General features: G+C 44.5%; 14 protein-coding genes. 11 read left to right on the top strand and 3 right to left on the bottom strand.

The window, feature by feature from the left end; genetic code table 11:
- Positions 1 to 106: 106 nt before the first annotated feature.
- Positions 107 to 1,639, bottom strand: a complete 1,533-nt coding sequence (locus IGJ15_RS13605; protein ID WP_010748755.1) for an alpha-N-arabinofuranosidase — start codon at positions 1,637 to 1,639, stop codon at positions 107 to 109.
- Positions 1,640 to 1,740: 101 nt separating this feature from the next.
- Here IGJ15_RS13605 and IGJ15_RS13600 point away from each other — a divergent pair, with 101 nt between their 5' ends.
- Positions 1,741 to 2,508, top strand: a complete 768-nt coding sequence (locus tag IGJ15_RS13600; protein WP_010748756.1) for an AraC family transcriptional regulator — start codon at positions 1,741 to 1,743, stop codon at positions 2,506 to 2,508.
- A 91-nt stretch (positions 2,509 to 2,599) separates the two neighbouring features.
- Positions 2,600 to 3,085, top strand: coding sequence for a hypothetical protein (locus IGJ15_RS13595; protein WP_005227363.1), 486 nt, complete (start codon positions 2,600 to 2,602; stop codon positions 3,083 to 3,085).
- A gap of 244 nt (positions 3,086 to 3,329) precedes the next feature.
- On the opposite strand, the gene IGJ15_RS13590 is transcribed toward IGJ15_RS13595, so the two are convergent.
- Positions 3,330 to 5,165: a DUF2264 domain-containing protein gene (locus IGJ15_RS13590; RefSeq protein WP_010748757.1), complete on the bottom strand. Its 1,836-nt coding sequence runs from the start codon at positions 5,163 to 5,165 to the stop codon at positions 3,330 to 3,332.
- Positions 5,166 to 5,334: 169 nt separating this feature from the next.
- On the opposite strand from IGJ15_RS13590, the gene IGJ15_RS13585 reads away from it, so the two are divergent.
- Positions 5,335 to 6,183 (top strand): hypothetical protein, encoded by an 849-nt coding sequence (locus IGJ15_RS13585; protein WP_010748758.1) that lies wholly within the window; start codon positions 5,335 to 5,337, stop codon positions 6,181 to 6,183.
- Positions 6,180 to 7,847 (top strand): hypothetical protein, encoded by a 1,668-nt coding sequence (locus IGJ15_RS13580; RefSeq protein ID WP_430599157.1) that lies wholly within the window; start codon positions 6,180 to 6,182, stop codon positions 7,845 to 7,847. Before IGJ15_RS13585 ends, IGJ15_RS13580 begins: the two co-directional genes overlap by 4 nt.
- A gap of 59 nt (positions 7,848 to 7,906) precedes the next feature.
- Here the strand turns inward: IGJ15_RS13580 and IGJ15_RS13575 are convergent, their stop codons facing one another.
- On the bottom strand, positions 7,907 to 8,950 hold the full coding sequence (locus tag IGJ15_RS13575) for a LacI family DNA-binding transcriptional regulator (RefSeq protein ID WP_010748760.1): 1,044 nt from the start codon (positions 8,948 to 8,950) through the stop codon (positions 7,907 to 7,909).
- Between the two features lie 176 nt (positions 8,951 to 9,126).
- On the opposite strand from IGJ15_RS13575, the gene IGJ15_RS13570 reads away from it, so the two are divergent.
- The 7 genes from IGJ15_RS13570 (at position 9,127) to IGJ15_RS13540 (ending at position 16,348) form a co-directional block, all read left to right on the top strand.
- A complete protein-coding gene (locus tag IGJ15_RS13570) occupies positions 9,127 to 9,549 on the top strand; it encodes a hypothetical protein (RefSeq protein ID WP_010748761.1) in 423 nt (140 codons plus the stop codon).
- On the top strand, positions 9,512 to 11,353 hold the full coding sequence (locus IGJ15_RS13565; RefSeq protein ID WP_167826670.1) for a DUF2264 domain-containing protein: 1,842 nt from the start codon (positions 9,512 to 9,514) through the stop codon (positions 11,351 to 11,353). Before IGJ15_RS13570 ends, IGJ15_RS13565 begins: the two co-directional genes overlap by 38 nt.
- On the top strand, positions 11,337 to 12,488 hold the full coding sequence (locus tag IGJ15_RS13560; protein WP_016609652.1) for a glycoside hydrolase family 88 protein: 1,152 nt from the start codon (positions 11,337 to 11,339) through the stop codon (positions 12,486 to 12,488). The genes IGJ15_RS13565 and IGJ15_RS13560 overlap by 17 nt, the downstream gene beginning before the upstream one ends.
- A 45-nt stretch (positions 12,489 to 12,533) precedes the next feature.
- The gene (locus tag IGJ15_RS13555; protein WP_086294521.1) at positions 12,534 to 13,805 is read left to right on the top strand and encodes an ABC transporter substrate-binding protein; all 1,272 of its coding nucleotides are present in this window, start codon (positions 12,534 to 12,536) and stop codon (positions 13,803 to 13,805) included.
- A gap of 86 nt (positions 13,806 to 13,891) precedes the next feature.
- Complete coding sequence (locus IGJ15_RS13550; protein WP_154694148.1) at positions 13,892 to 14,794, top strand: carbohydrate ABC transporter permease; 903 nt, start codon at positions 13,892 to 13,894, stop codon at positions 14,792 to 14,794.
- 13 nt (positions 14,795 to 14,807) lie between these two features.
- Complete coding sequence (locus IGJ15_RS13545; RefSeq protein ID WP_010748766.1) at positions 14,808 to 15,680, top strand: carbohydrate ABC transporter permease; 873 nt, start codon at positions 14,808 to 14,810, stop codon at positions 15,678 to 15,680.
- Positions 15,681 to 15,691: 11 nt separating this feature from the next.
- Positions 15,692 to 16,348, top strand: coding sequence for a hypothetical protein (locus IGJ15_RS13540; RefSeq protein WP_010748767.1), 657 nt, complete (start codon positions 15,692 to 15,694; stop codon positions 16,346 to 16,348).
- Positions 16,349 to 16,368 lie beyond the last annotated feature (20 nt).

Here is a 16,368-nt window from a genome sequence, read left to right as displayed (position 1 = left end):
AGGGGGGATCATAAAAAAGGAGTGGATTTCTCCACTCCGTAAAAGTCTCGCTTTTTCAGGATGTCACCAAGGCTGCTGCTTTTTTTTGCTTAAACAGATATACTCGTTACTTGCTGCCGTTTTTCTTCAAGCGTAGCATCTGGAAGCTTTGTTTTTCCAAGACGACACGCAAAATGCCGTCATTCAATTCCGCTGTTTTTCCATTGACTGGCACAACGTTGTTCGGGGTTGCTTCGGTATTGACGGCATGCAAGTCTGGATGGTGCAAGACTTGATGGGTAGCGATTTGCAATGAATCATATTGACGCAAGTCGCAAGTGAATTCATTGGCATCCTGCAAATCCTTATTTACTAAGAAAAAGGTCAAATAGTCATCTTCGTTTTCGATCGCAATGGCATCCACATAAGAAGCTTTTCCGTGGCTGCTATCGAAATCAGCCCCTCGAAGAATACTATGCAACACGTGACCGCGACCATAGTTGCTGATCATTTCATAGGGATAAAAAATCGTTTGTTTCCAAGCGGCAGTATCGGAAGTCATGATCGGTGCGATCACGTTGACCAGCTGTGCCATGCAGGCGATTTTAACGCGATCTGCGTGATGAAGCATCGTGATCATCATGCTTGCGACGAGTAACGCATCTTCAAAGTGATAGACGTCTTCTAATTGTGGTGGGTGTTGACTCCAAGGTTCAATTTTTTGATCCTGTTCATTTGAGTGATACCAGACGTTCCATTCGTCGAAGGAAATATTGATCGTCTTCTTGCTTCGGCGTTTGGCTTTCACTGCATCACAGATTGCTGCGACTTGACTGATGAACTGATCCATTGCGACATTGCTTGCTAGATAATCTTGGCTATCGCCGTTACGGTTGCCATAATATTGGTGCATGGAAATGTAGTCGACTTGATCGTAACAATGACTTAATACTGTATCTTCCCACATGCCAAAGGTCGGCATCGTGAGAGAAGAACTACCACAAGCGACGGTTTCGATCGTTGGGTCCACCAAACGCATCGCTTTGCCAGCTTCTTCTGCGAGCCGGCCATATTCATCGGCTGTCTTATGTCCTTCTTGCCAAGGACCGTCCATTTCATTGCCTAGACACCAAAGTTTGATGTCATGAGGATCGGCCACCCCATGGGCACGACGGAGGTCACTATAATAGCTGCCGCCTTTTAAATTGGTGTATTCGATCAAGTTTTTCGCTGCTTCGATTCCTCGTGTCCCAAGATTGATCGCCATCATCGGTGCCGTATTGACTTGTTTGGTCCAATCCATAAATTCGTTTAAGCCGAACTGATTGCTTTCGATTACCCGCCAGGCCAAATCGATTTTTGCTGGCCGTTGCTCTTTAGGGCCGACGCTATCTTCCCATTTATACCCAGAGACGAAATTGCCTCCTGGGTAACGGACGATCGGCACATTCAACTGCTTGATCAAGGCAGCGACATCTTGACGAAAGCCTTGCTCATCGGCAAAAGGACTTTCTGGTTGATAGATCCCTTCGTACACACAGCGCCCTAAGTGCTCCACAAAAGAGCCGTAGATCCGTTCGTCGACTGGTGCCAAAATAAAGTGTTTGTCTAAATACATCGTAGTTTTCTTCAATTTTGCAACCCCTTTCTTTTCTTTCATTGTAGCGATAGTCCATGAAAATAAACACTACATTCTGTCTTATTCTATTGACGTTTTGTCCGTTTTCTTTATACTAAAGACAAGTAGGAAGGAGTGAGAAGTTGAACGTAACCTATTCAGGATTTCAAATGCACAATGCTGTTTCCGATCATATTTATCGCCCCTCTGGCTTAAAGCATTATCTTTTCGTGTTGACGTTGTCTCCAATGGTTTTCACTTTTGAAGATGGTCATCAAGAAACTAGTGAAAAAGGTAGCTGCATTCTTTTTCCTCCAACCGTCTATCAAGATTATCGTGGCAAAGAAGATTTTTTTAATAGCTTTGTTGAGTTTCAAACGGATCAGGTGATCGAAGAAACCTATGCGATCCCTTGTAATCAACTGTTCCAGCCGAAAAATATTCAACAAATCAACAAATTGATCCAAAAGATCAATCATGAATCCTTGTTGCCACAACGGCACACGGAAGAATTGATCGCGGCGTATATGACAAACCTATTGGTCTTACTTGAACGCAATTTTGAAGAAAGCATCCCGCAACCACAAAACGAACACTATCAACTGTTTCAAGCGATGCGGTTGAAAATGTTAGTCAATTGCGAACAGCAATGGGATTTTTACCAGTTTAGCCGAGAGCTTTCCATCGGTAAAAGCCAATTCTATAAGCTCTATCAACAATTTTTTCATACCACGCCCAAAGAAGATTTATTGCAAGCTCGGTTTCAAAAGTTTTTTTATTTACGCAGCAACGAAACACTAACGATTCGAGAGGCGGCGTTTCAATCTGGGTTCCAAAACATCAACCATTTTAATCGGCTCTTTGCGAAGCGCTATGGCTGCGCACCGTCAAAGTACCAACAGGAGCAATAGGCAGGTCTGATCGGTAAAAACGCAGAAAAAAGTCCGACGAATTCTTGACGGATGAAAGAGAAAACGGGACAATGTCATTAGGAGGTGGCGTATGGATACAGAAACGATCGTAAGCGAACTTTCTAAACGTTCAAGTGAAATGGAAGCGCTACAAAGAAAATTGAGTCAAAGCCAATTAATGAATAATGAAGCGGCACAAACGTTCATTTTTGACTTAAAGGATTATTTAGATAGCTTAAAGCTCGTAACAGATTTAGTACCGTCAGCGGCAACTACAACAGTGGAAGTTGACCAGTTGTCGTACGTCTTAGGTGAACAAAATCAAAGCATCCAGCAGCTGCTGGTTATTTTGGAAGAAGCCGAAGCAAATGACGACCAGCGCTTTTTCGGCAAAAGTGCGGGAGAAGTGCGGCGGATGATTGGCAGTCTGTCTGGGATCCTGGAACTAAACGGTCTGTTGCTGCAAGACAATCGTGGCTTTCAGCAAGTCGTGAAGGAAACTGGACCGCTTCAGGTGACTGAAACAAAGGAAGTCCCTGAGAAAAAAGGGTTTCTCCAAAAGCTTTTTGGGAAATAAGCACTGATCGTCGATCAAAACATGAATCACTTGTACCAAAAAAACGGCACTTCACAATACGTGAAGCACCGTTTTGTGGTACAAGTATTTTTTTGCTTTTTGCCAATAGAGACGGAGGGATCAGAAGGTACCGATGCTGAAACCTTAGACTGAAATCGAACTTCTGGGGGGACATTCTTCAATCCCGTAAATCAGAAAGGTGTTTTCGGTAGCTTTTCTACTAGCATTTGCCAGTAATTTTTTGCTAGTAGCTAAGCTGAATGGTTTTTCTCTGATCCCCTTGGCTCATTGCTACTTTGTCCGCTGTGATAGTGACATCAAAGGGTGGGATTTGATCAGAAAAGGCATTGCCTAAACACGCAACGAGCCATTCCTGTTGTCCGGCGAGAACGGTTTTGCTTATTTGAGGGATGACTGTTCGACTATAAAGTAGATTCGTGTTGGGTTCTGGCATCAAGAGGGTACCTTCTTGATGCGTCGGGAAGCTTTTGATACCGACACAGCCAACCGAGCTTTGATAAAAGGTGCCTTCTTTGCTAGAAAGCGCAGCACCATCAGCTGGTGCTGCAAAGCTGCCATTGACCAGTTGCAACTTTCGATCCGTTTGAATCCGATGGTAACGTAGATGCCAAGGATACATCGGAATCACAAAGGTTTCGATGACGACCTGCTCGTAGGGGCGCCAGCGACTATAGACGTAGTCATCTTCAATCGCAAAGGCTTCGTAACCAAAAGCTGTTTTAAAATCCGTCTGCCCCTCTGAGATCGCCAATGTATTATCATAGGCACCTTGTTTCAATAAAACGGTTGCTTTCGGTACGCTAAACCCAAACGTTGTCGAATAGACAAACTTTTCGTATTTGGCATTGCCGTGAGCATGTTCGTGGGAATGTTGCCCCGCAGTGAAAGCTTGCAATTCTGTGCCTTCTTGGTTATGCACCAAAAGCATCCGACTATGCGGATTGCGCACCGGTGTGGCAAAGGTTGGCATCTGCTCCTCAAGCGTCCAAAATTCAGCATCCGCTGGGATGGCCAATACACAGAAATTTTTGAAAGCCCAATAAGGCGATCCTGGTGCGTTATAGCCTTCAGCCATATTTAGGTTGGGGTAGGCATAGCCAATACTTAAAAAGCCTTCTTGCGTAAAGATTGGTTGGCGAAACCAGTAACGCATGTTTTGTAACAGTAAATATTTTCCTTCATTTTTTGTGAAGCCTTCATATTCTATATCGGCGAAAGCACCGACAGCAAAGAAACTTGATTGCGCAAACCGATACGTTAGACTACGACCAAAAGGCAATGCCGCACCGGTTTTCGTGAACCACTGTTTAAAGGATTGCGCAAACGTAGCGGCTCTTTGACGGTAGCTAAACTGATACGGGCATTGGGAACGACAAGTAAGAACACTGTAAAGGAGTCCGTAGTATTGCATCCCAAAAGGAATATAATAGTCGATTTGGTTTTCATAGCCATCAAAATACCAGCCGTCTGCTAAGTAATACCTCTCGATCTCTTCTTGATCAGCCAAAAGGGTGGTTTCTACAAAAGGCAATGCTGCCATTTCAAAGAAGGTATTAACTAAAATCCGAAAGAAGAGCCAATTGGTTTTAGGGATGGTGTGCTGATTGATCTGATTGAGCCAATCAAAGAGATTTGTTTGCTCTCTTGGTGTGAGGAGATCCCAAAAGATGGGTTTGGTAAAAATCAAATAGCTAGCAAGGGCACCCATTTCCACAAACAATTGGTCGTAGTCATGCAGTTTTCCCCAGTACTCCTGAGAGGTCGGGGTGGTGCCTGCAACGATCCCGGCATTGGCTTGTTGAAAAAGTTTTGGGTAACGAAGGCACGCTTCTTCTTGGCTGAACAATGGGCCTAATCCCCAGAGTGTCCGTAAAAAGCCTTCGATGTCACTCTTTTCCTGAGTGTACACCGCTCCTGAATTTCCTAGGTGGACCCTCCCGGGAGTTCCTTGTTGTGCCATACATTCGTATACGGGAGTGACCAGATCAACAAGGGCCTCTTCTAGATCGGTTTTGGTTCGAAGAGGGTTCTTACTTAATGCTTCTTGGAAGTTTCTCATGCAAACAGCTCCTTTTATTTGTTATTTTACTTTATTTAGTAAAATAAAGAAATGGAAACTGTTACATTTCTCGATTTTAAGTAAAAAAATAGTAAAAAATCGCTGGAAACAGTTACATTTTTTTGTCGACATCGCTATAATGGAGAAAATATGAGAGGAGCTACATGCAATGACCCAGATTTCCTTAACGATTTATGACCAAAAGCATCAAGTAAAAAAAGGCAAACGAACACCTGAAAGTGAACCTACCCTTCTTCAAGCGACGGCGGAAGACTTTGTCACGTTGGCATCCCAAGAGTATTGTTACGAGGACGGAGATAAAATCGTTGTCTCGCTCTCACGCAGTGGACAATTTGTGTGGGTCACACTCGATGAAACGCTGGCGACTACTTTGGTGTACATCAAAGGCAACGAGTGGATCTACCCCGTACATCTTAGTGAAAATGCCAAAGAAGCCGCGCCAGAAGGCCGTTTTGCTGGGAAAAGCCATTATTTGAGTGTGCGGGTAGCAACAAAAGAAGAACTAGCGGCTTACCGCAACGTCGCCTTAAACCCTCATGATCAAAAAGAATTCTTAGGTGCCTATCCGCATGCCCATGCCAATGTTGAAACAAGAGATGATGCGACGTTTTTCGCTTGTAACGCCATTGATGGCATTTTTGCCAATACGTCTCATGGCAATTATCCCTATGGCTCATGGGGGATCAATCAACAAGCAGATGCCGCTTTGACGATCGACTTTGGTCATGAGGTCCGCATCGACCAATGTGCGCTTACGTTACGGGCGGATTTTCCCCATGATAGCTATTGGCAACAAGTCACGTTGGCGTTTTCCGATGGGAGTCAAGAAATCTTGCAGACGGTCAAAAGCAGCCAGCCTCAACGGTTTTCTTTCCAGCCGCGAACGGTCACTTGGGTGAAATTGCATGAGCTGATCCAAAATGACGATCCCTCACCATTTCCAGCGTTGACCCAAATCGAAGTCTTCGGACGCTCCATTCAGGAGGAAAACGCGTGAATCCAGCAGATGTAAAAGAAGAAATTTTACAGGCGGCACAGGCTTATCTTGACACTGGTGAGATTCCCTATTTGCCTTATCAAGGCTATCAAGAGTATCTCGAATCGGGGAATCGTGTTGTCTTCGAATCCCATTATTTTGCCCGCCGACGGATGTTGGTGGTTTTAGGACTTGCTTATGAAATGGAGCGTAAGGCAGCGATCAAAGTGCTGCTGGAGCAAGTGATTTGGGAAATCTGCAATGAATATACATGGTGTCTGCCAGCGCATCTGCCGATTGTCGATGGCCAGTTTTCTTCGCAAGCGCGCCACACAGTCGATCTTTTTGCAGCTGAAACTGGGCAATCCTTAGCGGAATTGTTTATGCTGATTGGGGGAGACCTTTCACCAGTTATCACAGAACGAGTGTTGTATGAGATCGATCAACGGCTTTTTTTACCCTTCGAGGAGCAAACCTGGGAGTGGGAGACAAAAGAGAACAATTGGTCCGCAGTTATTGGTGGCTGTCTTGGAATGACGGCGCTCTATGTATTGCCGAAAAAAAGCGAGCGACAATTGCGGATGATCAAACGATTGGATACTGCATTGCAAAGCTATCTCAACAGCTTTGGCGAAGATGGGGCTTGTGTAGAAGGCGTCGGTTACTGGGCGTATGGGTTTGGTTATTTTCTGTATTATGCGCAATTGTTGGCAGAAGTATTGCAAGAAGATACCTACCTAAAACAGCCTAAAACCAGAAAAATTGCCGCTTTTCCTTATTACACGATGATTTCTCCAGGGCATTACATTCCTTTTTCTGATTATTCGGCGATCGAACTGCCTAGTGGCTTGGTCAGTTATTGCTACGAGCATTTAGGCGTGGCGGTTCCCCAATTATCGGGGGTCAGTCCGTTAGATTTTGATCCTTGCTACCGGTTTGCCCACAGCTATCGAAATTTGTATTGGCATAACGAAGCGATCACACGAGAAACGAATGCCTCGCTTCATCACTATTTTGAACAAGCGCAGTGGTTCATGGCAAAAGATGTGCAGCAGAATCTTTTTTTTGCTGCCAAAGGGGGGAGCAATCAAGAAAGCCACAATCATCTCGATGTCGGTCATTTTGTCTTAGGAACGACAGAGGAGTTGTTTCTGACGGACCTTGGTGCAGGGGAGTACACCAAAGAGTATTTTGACGAGAACACGCGCTATCACTACTTTCCCGCAGCCGCAATCAGTCATTCGCTGCCAATCATCAACCAGCACACCCAACGCCCAACAGCCGAGGAAGCAACGGTGCTGCAGGTTAATGACCAGCAATTTGACTTAGACCTCAGTGCGTTCTATCCGAAAGCAGCGGTCACTGAATACCAGCGGCGCTTCGTTGTCTCGCAGCAACAAGTAACGATCGAAGACCATTTTGTCTTTGACGAGCACCAACCAAAGAATCTTGTGGTGGAAAACTTTATTACGAACATACCACCAATGGTGCAAGATAAGACCGTTCAACTAATGACAAAAAAAGCACGCTGTGTTCTTGGTTTTACCAGTGATAAGATCCAAATACAGCCAGTCACTTATCAAGACCACCATGGTGTACAGGCACAAGCGTATTTGATCCAAGCCGAACACGCGCTTGAGCAGACAGGAGAAATCAAAACGACCATTAAAATAAAAAAAGGCTGAGAAGGATGCGGTGCTTCCTTGCAATGACGTTGATCAATGCAAGAAGACACCGCAGCTTCTCAGCCTTCTTTTGGTTTTGCGGTAGATTGACGAATCACCAGCTGTGTACTTAAAAAGATGCGTCTGGCGATCCCAGGATTTTCGATGCGGTTATAGAGTAGCTCTAACCCCGTTTCACCCATCTCTTCAGTAAATGCTTGGACTGAAGAAAGGGGTGGAGAGACATAGCGGGACACCGAAATATCGTTGATGCCCATAACACTGATGTCTTCAGGAATCTTGATTCCATGAGCCGTTAACGTATGGATGACCCCGATCGCAAAGGCATCATTGGCTGCCAAAATCGCAGTCGGCAAGCGGTCTTGCCACAAAGCCAAAGCCTGCTCCGTTAATTCTTCCCCCGTTTGGACATCCAACCGACTATTTTCTTTCACGATGAAATAATCCTCATCAAACAGCTGATAATGCTGCATCATATCGACATAGGTGTTGACCGTTGGCGTTTTGTACCGCCGATACCCATACATATTTTGACTTTCCTCGGCGCCGATAAAGGCGATTTTTTGATGACCAAGTCCCATCAAGTGAGAAAGAGCCAACTCCGTTGCTTGCGTAAAATCGGTATTGACAGAGTCGTAGTCATCCAGCGGAAAGTTACTGCCAATCACACAGAGGTTGGGGTGTAGCTCATGGAGTTTCTTGACCCGCTCTTCTGTAAACTTGCCGATTGCCAGTAAGCCGTCGACGGAATGGATCACTGACTCATCAAGGTTGGAGATTTTTAACAGATCACAACCCAGTTCGGCGGCGCGTTTTTCCACACCCAAACGAATCGACATATAGTAAATGTCTTCTAATTCTTCATCATCCATCCGCCACTGAACGATCCCGATCGATTTGTTGTGTTTTTTTGGTACATCCACTGGTAGTTCACGCTGCTTTTGCTTGTTTTTGTATTTCGTATAATTTAGTTTTTCAGCTGCCTCGAAAATCTTTCGTTTGGTTTCTTCGGTCACTGAAAGACTAGGATCGTAGTTCAGAACCCGTGATACGGTTGATATTGATACCTCAGCTATGGTCGCTATGTCGGTAATCGTAGCCATAGAATCCCTCCTCCAATGCTTCTCCTCTACAGTATATTTCTTTTTAGTAAAAAAACCAAGAGAGAAATTACCCTCAAGTAAAAATTTTACTTTTTTTAGGAAAAACTATTGATTATTTTCCTAAAAAAAGTATGATTTGAAATGAAGAAAGCGTTTTAAAAATGAGGGTGGCATGAATGAAGTGGATTAATTCGTTATTTATCCTGGGTCTACTTATGGGGTTGACTGCTTGTTCTCCAAATGAAGCAACGCAGACGCAAGCATTTTCCCAAAGCAGCGAAAAGCAATTAAAAGAACGAGCGCTTTGTTATTCTGACGAAGATTTTTCGCAAGGTGTCGTCCCGTTGCATGAATTCGTGAAGCTATCTGGCACCATCGTAAAGAGTGATGCGAAAACAGCAGACATTGAGAAAGGGGATCGATTTATTCTAGAAACAGTGGCTGGACAGTACCAAGTATTCAATGAACAAAGTCAACAACTGAAACTGCAAGATGTGGTGACGGTCTACGGAGAATATTATGGTTTTATTAAAGCGACATTGATTGAAAGGAAGGATGCGGATGCAATCACAGAAGCTGCAGCAATTGAAAAAGAATAAATTTGAAAGTTATGAAGATGTAGCAGCCGGCTTCAAAACGATCATGGATCAACTCAAACCCGCTTTTGCAAGCAGTCGTCCCGGTCATTTGGCTTTAGGCAGCCATGGGACTGTCTATGAGAAAGAGGTACAGGAACTTGAAGCGTTCTTGCGACCGCTTTGGGGACTCGCGCCTTATCTAACCCAGCAAGAAGATTCATTCATGGAAACCTATCTCTCAGGAATTATTGCTGGTACAGATCCAGAGAGTCCCGATTATTGGGGTGTTGTGGAAGACTTCGACCAACGAATCGTGGAAATGGCTTCGCTAAGTACCTTTTTATTATTAAACAAGGAAAAAACGTGGGATGTTTTCTCCCAACGCCAAAAAGATAATCTCCATGCGTGGCTGATCCAAGTCAATCAACGAGAAATTCCCGCAAACAATTGGCATTTCTTTCGGGTTCTCGTCAATGTAGCCATGAAGCGTTGTGGCAGCAGCTTTTCCCAAGAAAAGATCGATGCTGACTTGGCATTGATCGAGACCTTTTATTTAGGGGAAGGATGGTACTGTGACGGAGTAGCCACTCAAATCGATTACTATGTATCTTTTGCGATCCACTACTATAGTCTTCTGTACTGTCGATTTGTCCCTGAGGATCTTGAAAGGGGAAGGAAGTTCAAACAACGAGCCACCGAGTTTGCTCAAACCTTCAAGCATTGGTTTGCAGCAGGTGGAGCTGCCGTTCCTTTTGGTCGAAGTTTGACGTATCGCTTTGCGCAAGTTTCTTTCTTCAGCGCATTGGTTTTTGCGGATGTTGAAGCATTGCCATGGGGAGAGATCAAAGGGTTGATCAGTCGTCACCTGCATCAGTGGATGCAGCAAGACATTTTTACTTCCGAAGGGATACTGACGGTCGGCTATTCGTACCAGAATCTGATCTTTGCCGAAGGCTACAATGCACCAGGTTCACCTTATTGGGCGTTAAAAATCTTTCTTTTGTTAGCGGTACCAAAGGAGCATCCCTATTGGCAAGCCACCCCAGCGCCATTAGTGATCACTGAAAGAACACTGGCTCATCCCATCAGTAAGAACTTTTATCAACACAATCAAGACTTGACCCATGCCTTGATGTTTCCTGCAGGACAATGTATCAACTATCAAAGTCATGCCAGCAGCAAATATAGCAAATTTGTCTACTCAACGACGTTTGGCAATAGCGTGCCCAAGAGCAATTATTGGTTTTATGAAGGAAATTATGACAACACATTGGCTTTATCAGAAGATGACCATTACTTTCGCACCAAAGGATTGGATCGCCAGTATCAGCTTTTACCTGATCGGATCATTCATGAATGGAATCCATGGGAAGACGTCCAGATAAAAACAACAATCATTCCACTGATAGGCAGTCACCTTCGCATTCATGAGATCAATTCTCAGCGCGCCCTTTCTTTCTATGAGGGTGGGTTTTCATCACCGAAAGAGGCAACTGCCATCACTGAAAAAACCGCAAGCAGCGCTGCGGTACGAACATCGATCGGCTATTCGAAAATCGAGGCGATCGCTGGCTATGAAACGAGCGATGTCATACGAACGGAGCCAAATACGAACCTCTTGTATCCTGCAACGTGGCTGCCGTATTTAACTGCTCAACGACAAGCAGGAAAGCACCTGTTCGTTTCCCTCGTCACCGGCTTGCTTCCACAAGAACAAGAACAAGCAGTGACCGTCGAAGTGACAACAAACAACATTACGATCAATCAATCCGGACATATGATCCAGGTTGAGCGAATAGGAGGAAAAAATGGAAACCAGCTATGACGTACAGCTATCACAATGGGTAGCCGAGCAAATCGACTTCACCGTTAATCAAGTAAGAAAGAATACTAAGACCTTTGACACGTTGGTCCCACCTGCAGCAAGTGAACAGCTTGTCTATCGACCAGAAGCCAACCATGATTGGACGGCGAGTTTTTGGACTGGCATGTTGTTTTTGAGTAAAGAACTGACGGGATCAACAGAATTTGATGAAACCATCGAAAAACAACTGCACTCTTTCCAAGAACGATTGGACCAAAGAATTGGACTAGAAACCCATGATATCGGGTTTTTGTATAGTTTGACTGCGATTGCCGACTATCGAGTGAACGGACGGGAATCTTCGAAAAAACTCGCGATTGCCGCCGCCGATCTATTGATGGCCCGTTACTCACCCAAAGCCCAGATCATTCAAGCGTGGGGCAATCTCGATGATCCGCAACAACGAGGGCGCATCATTATTGATTGCTTGATGAATTTGCCGCTATTGTATTTTGCTTCCCAAATGACGGGGGATGAATCCTACAAACAAGCAGCCTATGCTCATGCCAAGCAGACCCAGAAATACATCGTGCGAGACAACGCCACGACGTACCACACCTATTACTTCGACGTTGAAACTGGAGCGGCGATCGGCGGCAATACCCAACAAGGCTATGCCGATGATTCCTGCTGGGCGAGAGGGCAAGCGTGGGGAATCTACGGATTTACGCTGAGTTACCTTTACACCGGTGATACCAGTTTCTTGAAGACTGCTCAAGACCTTGCGGATTACTTTATTGCTGAATTACCGGCGGACAAGGTCAGTTATTGGGATTTAGTGTTTAACGATGGTAGTCAGGAAGAAAGGGATAGTTCGGCCGCCGCCATCGCAGTCTGTGGCTTGCTAGAACTGGCGAAACATTTACCGATCACGCAGCCAAACCAAGCCGCCTATCAGGAAAACGCCTTGGCGATCTTGGCGTCGTTAGCCCAAAACTATACAACGATCGACCATCCCGAATCAAACGGACTTTTGATGCATGGGGTTTATGACAAGAATTCCCTCAAAGGGGTCGATGAATGCATGATCTGGGGCGATTACTATTACATGGAAGCGCTGATGCGGGTGTCACAAAGTTGGTATTCCTATTGGTAGTTTTAGGGGCGACCCTTTAAAAAAATGTTTAATGGAGGAATGAACATGCACTTTTTGAAAAAAGGTTTATTAGCAGTAACGATGTTTGGGACAATCGCAGCCTTGGCAGCGTGTGGAGGCGGAGCGACAGATGATTCCGCTGCTTCTGAAGATGGCGACATCAAATTGACCGTAACCACTTGGAATTACGATACGACACCTGAATTCGAAAAACTATTCCGTGCCTTTGAAGAAGCGAATCCAGGCATTACCGTTGAACCTGTCGATATTGCTTCAGATGATTATGATACCAAGCTAACGACGATGCTCTCTTCAGGAGATACGACAGATATTTTGACCATGAAAAATTTACTTTCTTACTCTAATTATGCGTTGCGGGACCAATTGGTGGATCTCACCGACCATATCGGATCATTGGATATTGCCCCAGCGCAAGAAAGCTATGACATGTATGACGTAGAAGGCAAAACCTATGCACAACCGTATCGGACGGATTTTTGGGTCTTGTATTATAACAAAAAAATGTTCGATGAAGCAGGCTTAGACTACCCATCAAACATCACCTGGGACGAATATGAGGAGCTTGCCAAGCAGCTAACAAAACCAGACGAACAAATTTATGGTGCGTATCAACACACGTGGCGTTCCACTACCCAAGCGATTGCAGCTGCCCAAAATGGCGCCAACTTGATCGATCCTCAATACGACTATTTAGAAGAATATTATGATCGTGCATTGCGGATGCAAGACGAAAAGGCGCAAATGGACTTTGGGACAGCAAAATCAACGAAAGTTACGTATCAATCACAATTTGAAAATGAAAAAGCAGCCATGATGTACATGGGAACTTGGTATATGGGTGCATTGATGACCAATATCGACGATGGCAAGACAGATGTCGAGTGGGGCATTGCGGAAATGCCGCAAAATGAAAAAGGGGAAGTAACGACATTTGGTTCTCCGACTGCTTTTGCCATCAATAAAAATTCAAAACATCAAGAAGCTGCACAAAAATTCTTAGACTTTTGTTCTGGTGAAGAAGGCGCCAAAGTATTAGCAGAAGTCGGTGTCGTTCCTTCGTATAAGACTGACGCCATTGATGAACTTTATTTCTCCCGTGAAGGCATGCCTGCCGATGAAGTATCGAAAAAAGCCTTCAATCCAGAAACCGTCGCGATCGAGTTTCCTGTCGATGAAAATGGACCAGCGATCGACAAAATCTTGCAAGAAGAACATGACTTGATTCTTGTAGGGGATGAAACACCAAAAGAAGGCATTGCGAATATGGAAAAAAGGGTGAAATCTGAAACCGAATAGTCTTAACGAGAGAAGGGACTTGGGCAAAAAAGTTCCTTCTCTTTATTAATGAAAGGGGGCCTGCTGGCAAGCAGCAGGAGACAAATATGGAAATAACCTCAAAATCAAAAGCAGTCAATAAGTTGAAACGCAAAAATACGCTAACCGCGCTGTCTTTTATTGCACCAAACTTTATCGGCTTTTTCTTATTTACCTTAGTGCCCGTTGTGTTCTCATTGATTCTGGCTTTCATGGAATGGGATTCCTTTAGTTCGCCTGAATTTGTGGGAATGAAAAATTTCAGCAAAATGCTAGGGGACGACACCTTTTGGATCTCGTTAAAGAACACCTTTCTCTATACGATTGGCGTCGTTCCATTGACGTTAGTATGTTCCTTAGGCTTAGCAATTTTATTGAATAAAAAAGTACGTGGAATGAAGTTTTTCCGTACTGCCTTCTTCTTTCCTTATGTCACCTCGTTAGTTGCGATCGCTGTCGTGTGGAACATGTTGTTTCACCCAACGATGGGACCAATCAATCAGTTTTTGAAATTTTTTATTGAAAATCCTCCTGGTTGGACCTCCAGCTCTGATTGGGCTTTGACGGCGATCATCATAGTCAGCGTCTGGCGTGGCATGGGGTATTACATGATCTTATACTTGGCAGGGTTACAAAGTGTGCCAAAGGAATTGTATGAAGCGGCTTCGATCGATGGCGCCAACAAGTGGCAGCAGTTTCGCAACGTGACTTTGCCGTCCTTGCGACCAACGACCTTCTTTGTTTCGATCATGCTGGTCATCAACTGTTTCAAGATCTTCGATTTGGTCCAAGTCATGACTGCCGGCGGACCCGGTCGAGCCACCAATGTCTTGGTGTATCAAATTTACAACGAAGCGTTTGTGAAATTTAATTTTGGTTACGCATCTGCGATCGCCATGGTCTTGTTTGTGATCGTTTTGGGCATCACGGTGATCCAGTTTAAGTGGAACCAAAGACAAGAACGGGTGTAAGGAGGGAGTACAGATGGAAAATACACTGAGTAAAAAGAATGTTCAAGCCAAACCAAAACAAAAAGCCAAGCTGTCGGTCGGCAGTGTCTCCTTGATTCTTTTATTAACATTTCTCGCGTTAGTGACACTGATCCCGTTTCTTTGGATGATCTCTGCTTCTTTTAAGACCAATAACGATGTTTTTAGCGTACCGATCCAATGGATTCCAAAAAGTTGGCACCCAGAAAACTATACGGTGATCTGGGATCGCATTCCTTTGCTGACTTTTTTCAAGAACACAGCATTTTTGAGCATCATCATTACCTTGATCCAACTGTTTACCTCTAGCTTTGCGGCTTATGGGTTTTCGAAGATGCATTTCAAAGGACGCGACCTGTTGTTTCTGACATACATCGGTACGATTGCGATTCCTTGGCAATCCTATATGATTCCTCAGTTCATCATGATGCGCCAGTTCGGGCTGACAGACACGCTTTGGTCTTTGGTCCTCTTACAAGCCTTCAGTGCCTTTGGCGTCTTTTTGTTGAAACAATACTATAGTAGTATTCCTGATTCATTGTGTGAAAGTGCGCGGATCGACGGCTTGAGTGAGTGGGGGATCTATCGAAAAATCATTCTACCACTGACGAAGCCCGCTTTAGCGAGTCTGACCATCATCACCTTCGTCAATACATGGAACGATTATATGGGACCATTTATCTACCTTTCCTCAACCGAAAACAAAACCATTCAGTTAGGGTTGAAAATGTTTGTCGGCTTATATGATGCCGAGTACGCCCTGATCATGGCAGCATCTGTGGTCTCCATTTTGCCAGTAGCGATCGTCTTTTTAGCAATGCAAAAATACTTCGTAGAAGGAATCGCTACTTCGGGAATGAAAAATTGAGGTGATCAATCATGTTTACCAAACCTACCTTTGAAAACAATCTTTACATGCGGATCTTCCGCTGGCTATATATTGGCTTTGCCCTGAATATCAGTTTTTGGGTCGTGAATACACCCTACACCCTCACGGCAATGTTCTTGGCAGTCGATCCTAGAAACCTCCTTTGGTTTGCATTGGCACTCTTGCTGATTGGGCCAAGCATGATCAGCCTCCTGGCTGCGATCGATCGCTTTGCAGAACACAAAGACATCGATCCAGTAAAAGATTTCTGCTACTTTTTACGAACCTTTGCCGTGCGCGGGTTTCTCTATTGGCTCATCGGCTGGCTGGGAAGTGTCATTGCGATCGTGGATATTCTGTTTGCGGTTCAATTTGAAAGTGGCAAATGGCTCGTTCCTTTCTTTCTTTTGTTAGGGATGCTTTCCATAGCTCTAAGTATCAACGCTTGGTACTTCCAAGTGCGTAATCCAAAAGCCGCTAAGAAAGATGTCCTGCGTACCGCACTTTTCTTCACTTTGAAAAAATGGCCTGTTAGTTTGTTAGCAACCTTTTTGTTTGTTGCCGTTTTTGTCGCCTTGATTTTGAAGCCGCAATTTGGCTTTACTCTTTTTCCAGTCCTTTTTTTCGGACTCCTTTATTTAAACTTACGGAAATTTCAGATAAAATAGAAAGAAAGTCGTCTACGAAT

This window comes from Enterococcus sp. AZ079, from assembly GCF_050547255.1.
Classification (GTDB): Bacteria; Bacillota; Bacilli; order Lactobacillales; family Enterococcaceae; genus Enterococcus_D; species Enterococcus_D casseliflavus.
This window is presented reverse-complemented; position numbering and strand designations above follow the sequence as displayed.